Source organism: Armatimonadota bacterium, from assembly GCA_039679645.1.
Classification (GTDB): domain Bacteria; phylum Armatimonadota; class UBA5829; order UBA5829; family UBA5829; genus UBA5829.
Genome location: JBDKUO010000039.1, coordinates 68,107 through 83,739, shown reverse-complemented (window position 1 = coordinate 83,739; position 15,633 = coordinate 68,107). Strand labels below are relative to the sequence as shown.

At 50.3% G+C, this 15,633-nt stretch carries 13 protein-coding genes; 5 read left to right on the top strand and 8 right to left on the bottom strand.

Translation table 11 applies throughout. The features are described 5' to 3' along the window. Window positions 1-131: 131 nt before the first annotated feature. On the bottom strand, window positions 132-962 hold the full coding sequence (locus ABFD83_08275; GenBank protein MEN6357062.1) for a pyruvate, water dikinase regulatory protein: 831 nt from the start codon (window positions 960-962) through the stop codon (window positions 132-134). A 134-nt stretch (window positions 963-1,096) separates the two neighbouring features. Here ABFD83_08275 and ABFD83_08270 point away from each other — a divergent pair, with 134 nt between their 5' ends. Continuing rightward, entirely contained in the window at window positions 1,097-1,351 is a 255-nt protein-coding gene (locus ABFD83_08270) for a hypothetical protein (protein MEN6357061.1), read from the top strand. An 84-nt stretch (window positions 1,352-1,435) separates the two neighbouring features. Further along, window positions 1,436-2,659 (top strand): DNA polymerase IV, encoded by a 1,224-nt coding sequence (gene dinB / locus ABFD83_08265; GenBank protein MEN6357060.1) that lies wholly within the window; start codon window positions 1,436-1,438, stop codon window positions 2,657-2,659. 60 nt (window positions 2,660-2,719) lie between these two features. Here the strand turns inward: dinB and ABFD83_08260 are convergent, their stop codons facing one another. The 5 genes from ABFD83_08260 to ftsY form a co-directional block, all read right to left on the bottom strand. Beyond that, window positions 2,720-3,289, bottom strand: a complete 570-nt coding sequence (locus ABFD83_08260; GenBank protein ID MEN6357059.1) for a PEP-CTERM sorting domain-containing protein — start codon at window positions 3,287-3,289, stop codon at window positions 2,720-2,722. Window positions 3,290-3,504: 215 nt separating this feature from the next. Next, on the bottom strand, window positions 3,505-4,311 hold the full coding sequence (locus ABFD83_08255; GenBank protein ID MEN6357058.1) for a hypothetical protein: 807 nt from the start codon (window positions 4,309-4,311) through the stop codon (window positions 3,505-3,507). Beyond that, window positions 4,308-5,453 (bottom strand): hypothetical protein, encoded by a 1,146-nt coding sequence (locus ABFD83_08250; GenBank protein ID MEN6357057.1) that lies wholly within the window; start codon window positions 5,451-5,453, stop codon window positions 4,308-4,310. The genes ABFD83_08255 and ABFD83_08250 overlap by 4 nt, the downstream gene beginning before the upstream one ends. 318 nt (window positions 5,454-5,771) lie before the next feature. After that, complete coding sequence (locus tag ABFD83_08245; GenBank protein MEN6357056.1) at window positions 5,772-6,500, bottom strand: dolichyl-phosphate beta-glucosyltransferase; 729 nt, start codon at window positions 6,498-6,500, stop codon at window positions 5,772-5,774. Then, on the bottom strand, window positions 6,493-7,374 hold the full coding sequence (gene ftsY, locus ABFD83_08240) for a signal recognition particle-docking protein FtsY (protein MEN6357055.1): 882 nt from the start codon (window positions 7,372-7,374) through the stop codon (window positions 6,493-6,495). The genes ABFD83_08245 and ftsY overlap by 8 nt, the downstream gene beginning before the upstream one ends. A gap of 551 nt (window positions 7,375-7,925) precedes the next feature. Here ftsY and pdxS point away from each other — a divergent pair. Then, window positions 7,926-8,816 carry a pyridoxal 5'-phosphate synthase lyase subunit PdxS gene (pdxS, locus tag ABFD83_08235; GenBank protein MEN6357054.1) on the top strand — a complete coding sequence of 297 codons (891 nt, stop codon included), beginning with the start codon at window positions 7,926-7,928 and terminating at the stop codon, window positions 8,814-8,816. Between the two features lie 18 nt (window positions 8,817-8,834). After that, entirely contained in the window at window positions 8,835-9,494 is a 660-nt protein-coding gene (gene pdxT / locus ABFD83_08230) for a pyridoxal 5'-phosphate synthase glutaminase subunit PdxT (GenBank protein ID MEN6357053.1), read from the top strand. Here pdxT and ABFD83_08225 read toward each other — a convergent pair. Both ABFD83_08225 and ABFD83_08220 read right to left on the bottom strand, forming a co-directional pair. Further along, window positions 9,484-10,917 carry a stalk domain-containing protein gene (locus ABFD83_08225; GenBank protein ID MEN6357052.1) on the bottom strand — a complete coding sequence of 478 codons (1,434 nt, stop codon included), beginning with the start codon at window positions 10,915-10,917 and terminating at the stop codon, window positions 9,484-9,486. The genes pdxT and ABFD83_08225 overlap by 11 nt on opposite strands. Before the next feature lie 20 nt (window positions 10,918-10,937). Continuing rightward, a complete protein-coding gene (locus ABFD83_08220; GenBank protein MEN6357051.1) occupies window positions 10,938-11,666 on the bottom strand; it encodes a glucose-1-phosphate thymidylyltransferase in 729 nt (242 codons plus the stop codon). A gap of 364 nt (window positions 11,667-12,030) precedes the next feature. Between ABFD83_08220 and ABFD83_08215 the strand changes: the two genes are divergently transcribed. Continuing rightward, window positions 12,031-15,582, top strand: coding sequence for a choice-of-anchor Q domain-containing protein (locus tag ABFD83_08215; GenBank protein ID MEN6357050.1), 3,552 nt, complete (start codon window positions 12,031-12,033; stop codon window positions 15,580-15,582). The last annotated feature ends 51 nt before the right edge of the window (window positions 15,583-15,633 follow it).

Sequence of the window (15,633 nt, the reverse complement as noted above, 5' to 3'; positions counted from 1 at the left end):
ACTAGCAACCTTCTGTTTCGGGATTTCTGGAGCAGTTCAATACATAATTTCATAAGCAATTACTTCTTCATCCGCTCCTCAAATCCAGAAACACCCGACGTTGTGACGTTATGACGTTATGACGTTATGACTCACCTCGCCCCCAGTCCATTCACAGCAAGCAGAGTGAGTATCTCCCTGGTCGCCTCCTCAACGGACTTATCAGTCGTATCGACCTTTCGCCAGCCGTGCTCTGCACAGAGCATGCGGGCATGTTGAAGTTCCTGGCGGATAAACTCAACCGACGCATATGGCTCCTCAGGCAGCTTCAAGGAGGCTGCACGCACACGGCGGAGGTCCTGAAGGCGACTTGGAGACATATACAGGCAAAACACACGCTCTGCGGGCACATCAAAAAGCTCATCGGGCAGAGGAATCTCAGGCACGATAGGCACATTCGCCACAAACCACCCGCGATATGCCAAATATAGCATAATAGGAGTCTTCATGGTGCGGGATATTCCGACTAGTACTATATCCGCACGGTCAAGACCCTCGGGACGCTGACCGTCGTCATGGCGAAATGCATATTCGACAGCCTCGATCTCCCGTGTCCTGGCATCAATCAATTGGCTCAAAAGCCCAGGCTGCTGCATTGGGTGGAGCTTCAAGAGGTTTGCCAGGCGGTCCAGAACGGGACCCATCAGGTCCACTGCCTCCACATGAAATAGCCGCGCCTGGTCAAGTATGAGAGCGCGAAGGTCGCTGGAGACTAATGTATGCACGATGGGCGCCTTGTTATTGGCTGCTTCCTGGACCACCGACTTTACCTGATCCGGCGTATTGACCTGACTGCGGCGGATAATAGTCGCATCCGCGTCCTTAAACTGCACCAGCGCCGATTGGACAATCCGCTCGGCTGTCTCACCGCTTGCGTCCGAAACCGCGAAAATCACTGCATGCCCGGTTTGATCGTGTGTCATTTTTGCCTCCGTCGCCGTATTATGCTTTGAATCTCATTGGACATGTATTAAACCGATTCCTCCTGGGTAAATACTACTTGACAAACGAACATGCGTTCGCTACAATCCATATAGCAAACTACTGCGCAGAGGTAATGAGCGTGGAAACAGCGGCGGTTGATGAAGAAATCCGCGTGGGAGCGGCGTTCGATAAGGGCAAGGCAAAACCCGTCTGGTTTTTGTGGCGCAGCCGGTATTACAAGATCGGCGCGATAAATTTCGCGTGGAGCAGCAACATCGGCTCGGCAAAGCTGAGGCATTACTCCGTGACTGTCGGATCAAATATGTACGAGCTTTGCTTCAACTCGCTGACTTTGGAGTGGACACTCAGCAAAGTATGCTCGGGTTAAAAATCTTCTTATGCCTCCAGGTATCTTACTGGAAGGCAAGACTGGGTGGATACCCTCCAGGTAGGGATACCTGGAGGGATGTAATTGCAGCATGGTGAAAATATGGAAGACCGCACGATCATACTCGTAGACATGAACGCATTTTTCGCCAATGTAGAGCAGCGGTGCAATCCGGCGCTGCGCGGCAAGCCCGTGCTGGTCGGTGGGAGCCTTGCCAAGCGCTCTGTCGTGGCTGCAGCAAGCTATGAGGCCAGGCCGTATGGAATCCACTCGGGGATGGCGACTTTCCAGGCAATAGAAAAGTGCCCGGACGCAATTATCGTGACCGGAGACTCGACGAAGTATTCCGATACCGCGCGCCGTATATTCGATATCTGCGGCGATTACACGGACATGATGGAGATATATTCCATTGATGAGTGCTTCCTGGACGTCACTCACACGCAGGAGCAATTCGGCGGCGCATGGAGCATCGGCCATGCGATCAAACGGCGTATTCGCGCGGAGTTCGGGCTGACCTGCTCCGTCGGTATCGCACCTAATATCATGCTCGCCAAACTTGCAGCCAATATACAAAAGCCGGATGGGCTGGTCGAGATCACGCGCGAAGACGTCAAAGGCCTGCTTGAAAACCTGCCTGTTGAAAAGCTTCATGGTATCGGCGAGAGGCTCAGGGTCCAGCTTGAAAAGATGGGGATCACGACCGCGGGGCAGCTTGGTCGAACGCCGAAAAATATACTCAAGCTAAAGTTCGGAGTGCTCGGCGAGGCGCTGCACGAGATGGGCAACGGCATCTACAGCCCGGCGATAATCCCTTACTACGGCAAGCCGGATATTAAATCGGTAAGCCACTCCTATACTCTCAGCCGCAACACTCGCAACCTCGACCTCGTAGGCCGCCATCTGCTGAGGCTTTCGGAAATGGTCGGGCGCAGGCTCAGGGAGCAGGGTTTCGCCGGAAGGACTATCACGCTTGTGATCAGATACGCCGATATGCATTTTGCCAGCTATAGAAAGACATTCGGCGAATACTTCGATGACGGCTTTGATATATATAGAGCGGCTATGTCGATCTTCAACAAGAACTCCGACAGGCGCGCTATCCGGCTGGTAGGGGTATGCGTCTCAAGTCTGGCGAAGAATGCGCACCAGATGGACCTCTTTACGGACCCCCGCGGCAAGAACCTCTTGAAGGCGGTCGACGAGATCAACGACAGATATGGAGAGTTCACAGTCAAACGAGCCAGCCTGGTGGGGATAAAGGCTCTGGAAAAGACTCATGGGTTCGACAAGAAAAACTTCTCATAAAAATGCCCCTGCAGAGGGTCTCGCAGAGGCAATCAAGAGGTAGTTAGATCGAAAAAGATATTACTTCTTCATGCGAACGACGGCCCCACTGAGAACGCCAAGGCCGCTTAACAATGCAAGCAGGCCGGACGGCTCCGGGACCGTGGGACCATGAACCGGACCATCGCCCAAACCTACAGGCATTGACCAGTTCTCAACCGCAGCGCTGGAATTGATAAACCAGCCGACATCATGCGGGCTGTTGGGATTGTCAAAGCCGAACACCGCGTTTGCCACACCCTGGCCGGTCGTGTCGGTCCATACCGCGCACCATTGGCAGGACCCGGTAGGAGTCGATATCTGACCATGAGGCGTAAATGTGTCTGCATGATCCTCAATAATGCTGTAGATATTGAAACTCCAGCCGGCAGGCATCAAAATGTTGAAGTAATCCTGCAGGTTCGGGTCGCAAGTGCCCACATGCAACTGGTAGATCAGTCCATCAGTCACGGTGACTTCATACTGGTAATCCCGAACCCCAATACCTCCACAGATGTTGCCCTGGCAAAGGACCGAAGCGCTAAACGAAAATGCCGGGACAGCCGCAACAATAAGAACAAGCATTACGATCGACAACAAAACTCGTTTCATTTCCTCCCCTCCCTTCTTTGCTGTGATCAGCGAAACACATCCATTCGCCACGCTTGCATCACACTTATGATCAGTTTGTTCTTTATATCATAAGATTGGGTGCTTGTCAATGGTAATGTTGGGAAAGAAAGTGTTGTGATAGAGGAAATGCATTCGAGCAACAAAATTGCTGGGTTTTGGCGCTTATAGCAATTGTCTACCGGCAATACTCGAACTCAATTAATGTACTTCTCCCGGACCAACCCAGGCGGCTTGTGACCTTCGGCATCATAGTGGGCGCAGACACTATCCAGTTTCTGCATATTATGATCCGATTGATTATTCCATCCGTAAAATTTGCATCGTATATAGATGATCTTTCCTTCTTTTCGGCATTCTTTTACTGTCACAGGGTATAGTAGATGCTTAAGTTTTTGCTTGATTGCAATATACCCTTCCTGCGGGTACAGGATCATATTATCATCCATATTTGTGCTGACAACAACCTCTCCCGGACCAAATGATTGAAAGCGCGTAGCCTGTCTGTCTCTTACATCAGGAATTTTAAGATACATATCAATAGGCTTAAAAGCGTTATTGTTCAACATATTCCGCAGTCTTCTGGGCGGCTCTTTCACTTCCGGCCCCAGCCGGCACTCACTTCTCTTGCATGATCTGACGCCCGTGTGTATCACATTGCCTTCCTCATCCTTGTCCGTAAACCTGAAATATCGCTGAGGGGTCTTCTTGGGACAGCACATATCGAGAGATATACCCTCCCCGACCAACCACCCAAAGAAATGATTAGCCGGCATTTTTTGTTCGGACAGGCGGGAATACAAATTATCGATCCACGCTTTTATCTTTTTGATGACCTCTGGTCTGAAAAAGAAGCCTGCGATTTTGAGGATTATTTCAAGCAGGTCAAACTTGTCTTTTACTAACAGAGTAAACAATGCAGCGGCCAATATGACGATTGCCATAGCAACTATCTCAAGAACGACAATAGTCGGCAAAAGATGCAAATCCAACCCGTTTATCATTTTTTGCCACCCGTATTCGAGCTGCGATTATCGGAAACGTCTTTCCAACTGACTGAACCATGCAGTGAGCGTACCATAGACATCAGGCTGGTAAACGCGGAAATAATAAATACGCCGACAGCCGTTATTAGTATCGGCTTGTTCTGGTAGCATGTATGGAACAGTATCGCGAGCGCGGATGCGGTTAACGCGCACACCGACATGCCAAAGCAACTGATATCTGAAAACCTGGTGTGAAGAGTGACTCTGTTGAGGACTGATGAAACAAGCTGCTTTTTGTGCGCTGCCAGGGTCTCATTGATACCTCTGGGATTTTTGTGTATCTTTCTTTCTTCGCAGTGGACGGGTTCAGGATACTCGATGAGGTAACGGCAACTGGGATCGTCAAAACGACCAAGAGTATCCTTGCCCTCTCCGGGGAGCACACGCACCCAAGCGCCGATATCAAAGAAATCGCTGCGTTTTGCATTCTCCACTTCTGATGCGGATGCTTCGTCACATGCAGCCGCAGCCGCTGCCTGAGTTCCCCATGCAAATGCACCCATCACTGCGTACAGGCGACGCCTTTCGTTAAAGGGATTTGTAGTCTTGATGAACACACCACAGTCACTAGCCAGCGTAGGCCGCTTACCCTCAGGCCGCATCGGCTCAGTATCATCCGGCCAGCGCCGAATTTGAAAACGATCATCTTTAGGGAACAACCAATCGAGCTTTGCTTTGTTGAGGAATAAATCGGTGGTGGTATTGCCTTCAGGCCCGCCTATCAGCACAATGTTGTGATGCCTGATTTGTTTGTATAGCCGGTTATTTTCTATTTCGGTATCGGTCTTGCCTAACGACCAGGAATTGATTTCACCCACTTGAATGGGATTGTATATACTTCTGAGGGTAGCCAAAATGTGCATTCGCGCTGCAGCATCACCCTCAACTACATGACTGCCGGACCTTGTGATGAAATCGATAATAGCTTCGACTTGCGGTTCATTCAGTGCCAGCCCGCCCAGCTTTTTTCCCAACTCGCCTTTTGAGTCTGTCGCCGCATTATACAGATCCTTCACCATAAAGTTGGTATTGCATGCGGGATGAATCACCCATATCTTGTCTTCCATGCCGGACCATATGTCGCACACTGCCTTCGGCATGTTTCCTGCAACCTCCGCCATGCCACAATCCGCAGTATCCTGTAAAACCTCCAACCTACCCTCCCATAGTGCACCGATCTGCCGGCAATGCCCATTACTTCACCACATCCTCGGAATTTCGCAAAAACTTAAGACTAGCTGGTATTATCACACACACGGTCTTCTTCTGTCAATATATATCGGCAGTTTACAAGAAAATACTTAATTTACAGGTAACATACTTACCCTTGTGGACCCAGTTTGTATCACAAATATGCCTTTTGCTTAAATAGTTCAGCAGATCAAATAACAGTGTTTGAAAGTCCCGTTATATCGGAATCAGCTTCGCAAGCGCATGCGGATAACATCTGCGATCACTCTTAGGGCTCCCTTGAACGGGTGAAGCTTGGAGCCTTCCATATGGGACCACTTTACGGGGACCTCAGCTACCGTATAGCCGAGTTTTCTTGCGAGGTAGAGTGCCTCAACATCAAAACCCCAACCGTTTATGAAGCATCGCGAAAAAATGTCGCGGGCGACATCGCCCCTGAATAGTTTGAATCCGCACTGCGTATCTTTGATTCCGCGAACAGCAAGCATACGTATGATCAGATTTAACGTCTTGCCGCCAAGCTCGCGATATAAGGGTTGGTGGACAGGAATTTCCGCGCCCTTGACTGCGCGCGACCCTATCGCGACATCATAACCATCTTTGAGGGCACTAAAGAGTTTGGGGATTTGGTCTATTGGAGCGGATAAATCTACATCGGTAAAGGCTATATACTCCCCGCGCGCGGCAGACACACCCTGGCGGACAGCATAGCCCTTGCCCATATTCTGCCGGTAACTGACGATCCGGGTCAATCTACCGCTATTACTTATCTGTCTTACAATATCGAGCGTGCTATCCGTGCTGCCGTCATCGACCAGAATTATCTCATACGACTTGCCGAAATTCTTGAGATAAGACTCTACAGCGATCAGCGAATCTCCGATCCTGTTCTGCTCGTTATATACAGGTATGATTACGCTTAGATATATATTAGAGTCACCGGCGCCGCTATTCAAACAGTGCCTCCACAAATGCCTGAGGATTGAAGTCTTCCAGGTCATCGACACCTTCGCCGGAGCCTGCAAGCTTGATCGGCAGCCCCAACTCGTCCTTGATCGTAACTACGATGCCGCCCTTTGCAGTGCCGTCTATCTTGGCTAGCGCGATACCCGTCAACGGGACTATGTTCATAAACTCTCTGGCCTGAGTGACAGCATTCTGGCCTGTCGTCGCGTCCAGAACAAGCAGAGTCTCGTCCGCGTCGCGACCGAGGGTCTTGTTCACTATCCTGCCGACTTTCTTAAGCTCCTCCATTAAGTTCGTCTTTGTATGGAGCCTGCCTGCAGTATCGATTATCACTACATCGGCTTTGCGGGCAATTGCTGCCTGCAGCGAATCAAAGACCACAGCGCCCGGGTCGGCTCCAGGCTGGTGCTTGATGATCTCGACACCTATTCTGTCCGCCCATATCTCCAACTGGTCTATAGCGGCGGCGCGAAACGTATCTGCCGCGGAAAGTACGACACGCTTGCCCTGGCTCTTGAACCTGTTTGCGAGTTTCGCGATTGTAGTGGTCTTGCCGACTCCATTGACCCCGACAAACATATATACCGCCGGAACGTGCGCGGGAAGACTGAGCCCCTGCCCGTCCCCCTCGGCCAGAATATCGACGAGCAGAGCCTTGAGATGGTCCTTGATCTCGTCGGACTCGTGGAGCTTCTCCTTGCGAGTGACATCCTTGAGAGAGTCGACAAGCTTTGTGGTCGTGTGAATACTCAGATCCGCCTGGATCAACAGTTCCTCAAGATCGTCAAAAAGTTCATCATCGATCGGACGCCGCCCGGTGAGCAGTTGATCGACTTTGCCGAATATACCCTTAAACAGACGCATAACGCGACCGCAATCCTCCATATACGTGATTGAAGCGGCGCATATTGAGCGCGCCGCTTTTGTCAAGTATATCGTGGAGCGCGGTGATTGTAAAGTTTACGGGTGCCGAATCAGTTCAGTTCTCTGCGCACGAATATTCTTCGGATACGATTGTGCCTAGGCAGCCTTGAAAGAAGACCAATCTTCGGGGCATTCGCCCGCGAAGTATAAAGCTTGTTGCCCGGAGAACTGAACTCTCTCTGGGTGCCGGGTGTTGGGGGTCAGGGACCGGAGGGGGTTGGCGGTTGGTGTTTCAGGATTTGAGCGAAGCGGAAATCCTGAAACTCATAGGTGGTCTTGTTTCGGGATTTCCGGAGCGGTTCAACACCTATTTTCTAGGCTATAGGCTATTCTGCACTCCTCAAATCCCGAAAGACCGAGAAACCTGCTGCTGCGATACACGATCAAACTCTCCAACCATCAAACCAATTGTCATATCAGGTGGCGTCAGTGAAATGCATCTGCTATAATGTGTGTGTATTTCCCACACAAAGAATAAAGGTGATTCTCAGATGAGTGAACAGCAGAAATCCACATGGCAAACTAAAGTCGGCCTGGCAGAAATGCTCAAGGGCGGCGTAATAATGGACGTTACCAACGCAGAGCAGGCAAAAATCGCGGAAGACGCCGGAGCTGTAGCAGTTATGGCTCTCGAACGAGTACCTGCCGACATACGCAAAGAGGGCGGAGTCGCTCGAATGTCCGACCCGCTCGTGATCCAGGAAATTATGAAAGCCGTCACCATCCCTGTGATGGCCAAGGCTCGTATAGGCCACTTTGCCGAGGCTCAGGTCCTCGAAGCGCTGGGTGTCGACTATATCGACGAGAGCGAAGTGCTCACACCAGCCGATGAGTCTTTCCACATCGACAAGCATCTATTCAAAGTGCCGTTCGTATGCGGATGCAGAGACCTCGGTGAGGCCTTGAGGCGCATCGGCGAGGGCGCTGCCATGATCCGCACCAAGGGCGAGGCCGGTTCGGGCAATATAGTCGAAGCGGTGCGGCATATGCGCACAGTAACATCTCACATGCGCAAGATCCAGAATATGCGCGAGGACGAACTGATGGCTGAGGCAAAGAACCTGGGCGCGCCGTATGACCTGGTCGTAGAGATTCACAAGACAGGCAAGCTCCCCGTGCCCAACTTCTCGGCAGGCGGAATCGCAACCCCGGCTGACGCATCCCTTATGATGCAGCTTGGAGCCGAGGCGGTGTTTGTCGGGTCCGGTATATTCAAGTCCGAAGACCCTGCGCCGCGCGCAAAGGCAATCGTAGACGCCACTACCCATTACATGGACTTCAAGCTTATCGCCGAGCTTTCCAAGGGCCTGGGCAAGGCAATGGAAGGTTTGGACATCCGCCAGCTCGATGAGAAGGACCGTATGGCAAATAGAGGCTGGTAAGTCATGTGCTCGGTAGTATTGGATAGCAAAACCACCATCAAGGATTCATATAGCCCCAGCCCGGTGCGCATAGGTGTGCTCGGGCTGCAGGGCGACTATCAGAAACACCTCGAAATGCTGCAAATGATTGACGGCGTCGAAGCAAAGATCGTCCGCACAGTCCAGGACATCAATGACTGGTGCGACGGACTGATTATCCCAGGAGGCGAAAGCACGACTGTCGGCAAGCTGATGGACCGCTATGGTGTGGATAAGGCGATACGGAAGCGCGTCGCCGACGGAATGACCGTATTCGGCACATGCACCGGCATGATCCTGCTTTCAAAGGATATCGAGGGCAGCGACCAGCACCGGCTGGGTCTGATGGACACATCCGTACGCCGCAATGCTTATGGCCGGCAGTTGGATAGTTTCGAGACCGACCTCAATATAAAATGCCTCAAAGGCGGACCGGTACGTGCTATATTCATTCGTGCTCCACAAATAACAAAGGTCTCTGGGAATGCTCAGGCGCTGGCATGTCTGGAATCTGGTGAGGCTGTAATGGTGCGGCAGGATAACTGCCTGGCTATCTCATTTCACCCCGAACTTACGGCGGATACCCGTGTGCATGAGTATTTTGTAGAGATGACGAGAGAAAGCATTGCCAACAACCTGACTAAGGATACTACTTGCTGAGATTCGATCTTGCCAACCGATCGAGCATTCCTGAAGGAAGAGAAATAACTGGTATCTTGTGAGGATACTCACTTTGAGGTTCTAATTCACCGTTGGTCCACAATACAATATGTGGCTGTGACTCATCTCTATAGTAAAAGCCGTCTACGAGATTTCCATTATATGCGGCAACATATCCTTGAGTCAGTAAGCGGTACCAAGGTGGTGCAGTGTCGCCGTATGTGTCTTTCCATGAATTCGAGTCTTCCAGCGCCGTACCCTCGTTCCAACCATTCCAATCACTAAGGAGAACATGCTCCGGCTCACACCTCAAAGCGTTCATCCATCTTTGCCTGTAAAAATCTCCACTTTCACGCTTATGCCCGGGAGGACTTAAGTTCCACCCAGGATGAAATGACAGGCACTCTTTTATACACCGGGGGTATTCATCAGAACCATAACCCCAACCACCATTGGCAACCTGATCCTGTGTCCGGAAGAAATGATACGTTCGCCTTATATTCCACCTTTCATCATGCCATTCCGGCCAGACATCTTTTTCGATATACCAATGCAATACAGGTTTTCCATTCTCATATAAATAAGAGGGACGTTTTGCATATGTATCATACAAATAGTCCACTGCCTTTAGCCATGAGTTTTTATCTGTATGCTGGTTCAATTCACCACCAGATGCAATAGCAATAGGAATGCGCTCATCGCCCGGCAACTTATCCATATAATCAAACCATGCGCGAATGTTCTTATCAACAAGGCTATTATCTACCCAAACAGTGTTAGTATCATCCATCAAGATGAAATCAATACCGCACTCATGCATCTGACTGATTTGCCGCTTAATAACATCAGGGTCACTTAGTATGTATGGGCCACCCAAAGGCATGTCCGCTCCTCTGGCAACAACATCATCCCAGTGGTATGGCCCTTGACCTTTCGGATAGAATGAAGTGATATACCATACTCCAACCTTTTTCGTTGCATCACTGCCGGCAATCGGTTCGACACTCCATCGGCGTCGAGTAATTACCAAACTCTTTTTTAAGGAGGGGTTATGTAGAACAAAGCCTGTGGTAGTGGGTATATATGTCCATCCAATAGCATGAGAAATGCTGTCGGCAACATATGTTATACCATCGATTTCAGTGGTCTCACAGTCAAGTTGCTTTATTTGCCCATCAAGGAAAATATTCTTGCTTGCGATTCGCAACTTTAACTCTTGCTTGCCTATCGTGCAGATCAACTGATTGCCGTTATGGATACATTTACCGCCCGCATATGACATCAAAGCGCGCAGCGGCAACATTTTGTCGGAACCAACAGGCACCCAACCATCGCTGCCAGAGGTAACTTGCCCAAACGCTGAAATACCTGTGAACACTATGAGAATACAAAATATAACAGGCTTAACAATTGGCCATTTCATGCTTTTGTATCCTGATTCGTTTAGGCGTGTCTATCTTCCATGGTCAAGTCCTGCTGCAGCTTGATTATCTTGCCGTCTGGATAGTAGCCTTTCTTGAGTGAGACACCGGGGTATATAAGGTTATTTTTTCCGATGAGGCATGCGGGGTTCGTGACTACGTTGCAGCCCGTCTGACTGCCGTCGCCGATTATCGCTCCAAACTTGGATAGACCCGTATCGTAGACTTTTCCGTCGATCTCAACTTTAATGGACGGCCGCTTACCGCTCTTCTGATCTTTTACACTCACCACAGGCAGGTTAGAGAGCACGGTCCCAGCGCCAAGGTTCACTCTCTTGCCGAGGATGCTGTCGCCGACATACGCGAAATGCGGGCACTGCGAATAATCGAGCATAATCGCGTTTTTAAGCTCGGACGTATGACCTATAATGCAGTTGTTCCCGATGATGACATCGCCGCGAATATAGGCTCCATGGCGGATCTGGCAGTTTTTGCCTATGATGGCCGGACCCTGCACGAACGCGCCGGTCTCTACCACGGTCCCCTCGCCTATCACAACAGCGTTGCGGTCATCAACAAATGCCCCGCTCATAACCCTGCCGAAGATCGTGTTGTCGCCGTCGACACTCATTATATGTTCAAGCGCAATCCTGCCGACTTTCGAGAGTGCCTCCCATACGAACTCGCAATTGTCAAACAGCGATTTGAACTCAAAATCTTCGAGGTCGAAAAAGTCCTGTGCTCTAAGCATCCACAACTCCTCTTCTATACATCTCTTGGAAAGATTATAGTTGCACAAGTAGAAAGGTGTCAACTATCAAACGCAGGCACACCCGAAAGCGATCTACCCCTCTTGAACGTAAGCTTTACACACCTGCGCTTTAAGTGACAGTTATTAAGCCAAGCGTGCATCAGGTGTCAACAACAAAACATCATGTTTATCTGACCATAGCAATCTGGGTATGGTGTTACCAATATAGATGCTTGCTAGTCATTATATGCTGAAAATGCAGGCGAATACAAGCTCAACACTCGGGTGGAAAAGTCACAACCCGGCAGACGGTTGTGGTTGAGAATTTCGGGCCGCTTATTGCTAATTATGGAGGAAGAAAAGGATGAAAGCTTACGTACGCCTTATTTTCTCAGCTCTGATTCTCTCATGCTGCATGCCAGCCAGGGCGGTTGTCTTCGTCTCAACAACAGGCAATGACGTCATAAACACAGGCTTGAGTTGGGCGCAGGCAAAGCGCACTATCCAAGCGGGAGCAACGCTTGCTGCATCACAGAGCGATAAGACTGTCTGGGTTGCAAAGAACACAGTCCCTGTTCCGGCATATGTGGAGAATATCACTGTGCCTGCCGGTGTGAAGGTCTACGGCGGATTTGACGGAAACGAAGACCCGAATACCTTTGACTTGGACAATCGAGTGTTCACTCCGCCGACAAGGGTGTATCCGCTTGTCGCCACCATCAGTATTTTCACAACCTCCGGTACAAACCGAATAGACGGTTTTACGATTGCAAACGGTTTTGCGTCGATTGGCGGAGCGATAAAAACGGCCACCGGCACCAGCCTTATAGTGGCAAACTGCGAATTTGTTAGCAACGTTTCACATTATGGCGGATGTATTTATGCGGACGATGGCTATCTGTCAGTAGGCAATACAAAATTCACGAACAATTATGCTATCGATTCTATAGGTAATCCGAACGCAAGCGGCGGCGCTATCTATGTGAATGGATCCACACTCATAGTATCGGACTGCACTTTTTATTTGAACGTCGCCAAAATCGATACTGTCAACTCAGGGACTGCAAAAGGTGGCGCTATATATGCCCAAGGAGGCCCCGGCATTACAATACAGCGTTCCAAATTTAGCTTATGCTATTCAAAAAAAGCGGGGAGCGTTGCAACATGCTACTCCTACGGAGGGGCAATATATAGCATAGGCGCTGATGCGCAGATCAGGAATAATATGTTCTACGACTGCGGCGCTCTCGGCACGGGTGATGCTGAGACCTCTTATGGTGGAGCAATCGCTTTTGAAAACCCGGGCACTCCCAATATCATCAACAATTCATTCTACGGCAATTCAGTCACGCCCAATGCCGGTCTGGTCACCGATACCGACCGTCCATATGGCTTCGGGGCGGCGATATACCTCTCAGGTTCCGGTCCTGCGAACATCCTCAATAATATAATATCTCAATCTCGCGGGACGGCGGTCGTTAATGACGGGATGTCGGTCAGCTTCAATTATAACCTGCTCTGGCACAATGCGGGTGGAGATATATTCGGGTTGAGTTTTCCGTTCTACAGCACTAACCCTGCGATCAATAAAGACTTTAATATTATGAAAGACCCGCAATACTACGACAAATATGATGGTGATTTGCACCTCACCTATGGTTCTCCTGCCAAAAACGCAGGCTACAATACATCTGCAGCGGGGTCGTCTGATATAGACGGCGAACCCAGAGTAGTAGGTGGAGCTATAGACATAGGCGCTGATGAGTTCTGTGACCAGGACAATGACGGCGGCGCTGACATCATCGACTCTGACCCGACCGTTTTTTCGGAAAGCGACACATTGGATGGCGACGGAATTGCCGATATATACGACAACTGTCCTTCCGCTGCTAACCCGGATCAGCTTGACTCAAATGGCGATGGCAAAGGAGACGCCTGCACACCGCTTTCAACCGGCGCGAATCCTCTGGCTTACTATGTTGACGCAAGCCATATGATAAGTGGTGACGGCACGACATGGGATACCGCATTCGAAACAATTCAAGAAGCAATTGACGCCGCTGACAGCCACAATCAGGCAGGATGGACACAAAACTATGCTGTCTGGGTGCGCGGCGGTCCGGCAACCAAGACCTATTACCAGAATATTTTAATCTGGCATGGGGTTGCGGTATATGGGGCATGGTCCGGCAAACCTGTTGCACCCACTGATTCGCCAAACCCGTATCCGCTGCGCGATTTCAATAATAATCAGACGACTATTGACGGCAACGGGTTCGATTCGTGCGCAGTCATTGCGCATTTACCGCAGGACAGATATCTTGTCGAGCCACTAAAGACCGCTTACGACAACACTTCCACCGTGCTCGACACGTTTAGACTAACAAACGGCAAGGCCGAACTCGGCGGCGGCATTAGTATATACAAAGAATATGCCGATGTCTCTACTTGTCGGATAAACGACAACACCGCTGCTCTGGGAGGAGGCGTATACATATATGACAGCTCCTCGATTATAGGTGACGGCCTGACACCTCCTCCAGCGACTCTCCTCAGCGGAGACACAACCATATATGACAATACCGCTGCGGGTGTCGCTTCATATGCCGGTTACGGAGGTGGAATATATGCCGAACAGGGCTCACCGTATATTTTTGCAAATAGAATCCAGGGCAACGACGCGTTTTATGGCGGCGGAATCGCAGCGCGCAGTTCGGCTACCAGGATAATCCAAAACCTGATAGGCTGTGTGTCGGAGCCAAATATCGCAGCAGGCAATGGTACCGGCGATGGCAAAGGCGGCGGAATATATCTGGATAGCGAATCGAATGCAGCATTGAACAAACTCACCATAGTATCAAATAGAGCCGACGGCTCAACAGGACAGGGAGGCGGAATATACGCGGCGGACACAAACTTCAGATTAAGAAACTCTATACTGGCCAATAATACCGCGGGACATACCGTTTCGACGCAAAAAGGTGGAGCGATATTCACCAGCGGGACAGATCCCGTGACGACCGAGCCATGGTGCTGGATTACATATTCAGATTTCTACAGCAACTCGGCAACTCAGTTTGTGGGTCTGCCTGACCCGACAAGCGCATCTCCAATTCCGCTCATTTGTCCATTAACCAACATTGCTTTAGACCCGCAGTTTATGGCTCCCGGGACTAACTGCAATCACAGGCTGGCCGTCGGCTCGCCTTTGATTGGAGCGGGTGACCCTGCGGACGGTCCTCAAAACATGGGAGCATTCCAGGAAGAAGACCCGCCTGTAAGCATCAGCGAGGCAAAAAAACTCGGCAGCGGAGTACTTGTAGAAGTGTCGGGAGTGGTGGTGACGGCTGTCTTTGACGACGGATTCTATGTGCAGGACGTTAATCGCATATCAGGGATTAAAGTCAGGACATCTTCTCCGAATGTAAGCGTGGGACAGATGGTAAATATCGAAGGTATAACTACAACTACCGGCATAGAGCGCGAGATCATGAACCCGAAAGTGGCTGTATTAAAAGCCGTGGCCGCAGAGGTAAAACCGCTGTCTATGAGCAACTCGGCTCTTGGAGGAGGCACATTTGAGGGTCAGCCGGGAGTATGGGGTTGGGAACTTGTGACCGGTCCGGACGGCAAGCATGTAAAAAAATGGAAATCCGCTGGCGGGCTCAATAACGTTGGTCTGCTGGTGACTACTTGGGGAAAGGTGAAAGAAGTTATTCAAGGTAATCGCCCATATATGCTGATCAATGACGGGTCTCTCAATGATGTGAGGGTCTATCTGCCGGATGATGCGCCTGCTCCGCCAATTGGAAAGCTGGCTGTTGTGACTGGTATATCTACTATAGTGTCGGATAAAGGTTCAACGCTTAGAGCAGTAAGACCCAGGACAAAATCGGACCTGACATACTACCCTTAATGAAAGCCTCCAGCGGGTGAATAGTCAAATACGGCGCGAGGGTCATCTCTC

Excerpts from the sequence above, each read along its gene's own strand:
- ABFD83_08215 (MEN6357050.1), top strand. The coding sequence starts at position 12,031 with ATGAAAGCTTACGTACGCCTTATTTTCTCAGCTCTGATTCTCTCATGC.
- ABFD83_08250 (MEN6357057.1), bottom strand. The coding sequence starts at position 5,453 with ATGCCGAAGGCAGTGTGCGACATATGGTCCGGCATGGAAGACAAGATA.
- ABFD83_08260 (MEN6357059.1), bottom strand. The coding sequence starts at position 3,289 with ATGAAACGAGTTTTGTTGTCGATCGTAATGCTTGTTCTTATTGTTGCG.
- ABFD83_08255 (MEN6357058.1), bottom strand. The coding sequence starts at position 4,311 with ATGATAAACGGGTTGGATTTGCATCTTTTGCCGACTATTGTCGTTCTT.
- ABFD83_08220 (MEN6357051.1), bottom strand. The coding sequence starts at position 11,666 with ATGCTTAGAGCACAGGACTTTTTCGACCTCGAAGATTTTGAGTTCAAA.
- pdxS (MEN6357054.1), top strand. The coding sequence starts at position 7,926 with ATGAGTGAACAGCAGAAATCCACATGGCAAACTAAAGTCGGCCTGGCA.
- ABFD83_08225 (MEN6357052.1), bottom strand. The coding sequence starts at position 10,917 with ATGAAATGGCCAATTGTTAAGCCTGTTATATTTTGTATTCTCATAGTG.
- ftsY (MEN6357055.1), bottom strand. The coding sequence starts at position 7,374 with ATGCGTCTGTTTAAGGGTATATTCGGCAAAGTCGATCAACTGCTCACC.
- ABFD83_08275 (MEN6357062.1), bottom strand. The coding sequence starts at position 962 with ATGACACACGATCAAACCGGGCATGCAGTGATTTTCGCGGTTTCGGAC.
- ABFD83_08270 (MEN6357061.1), top strand. The coding sequence starts at position 1,097 with ATGAGCGTGGAAACAGCGGCGGTTGATGAAGAAATCCGCGTGGGAGCG.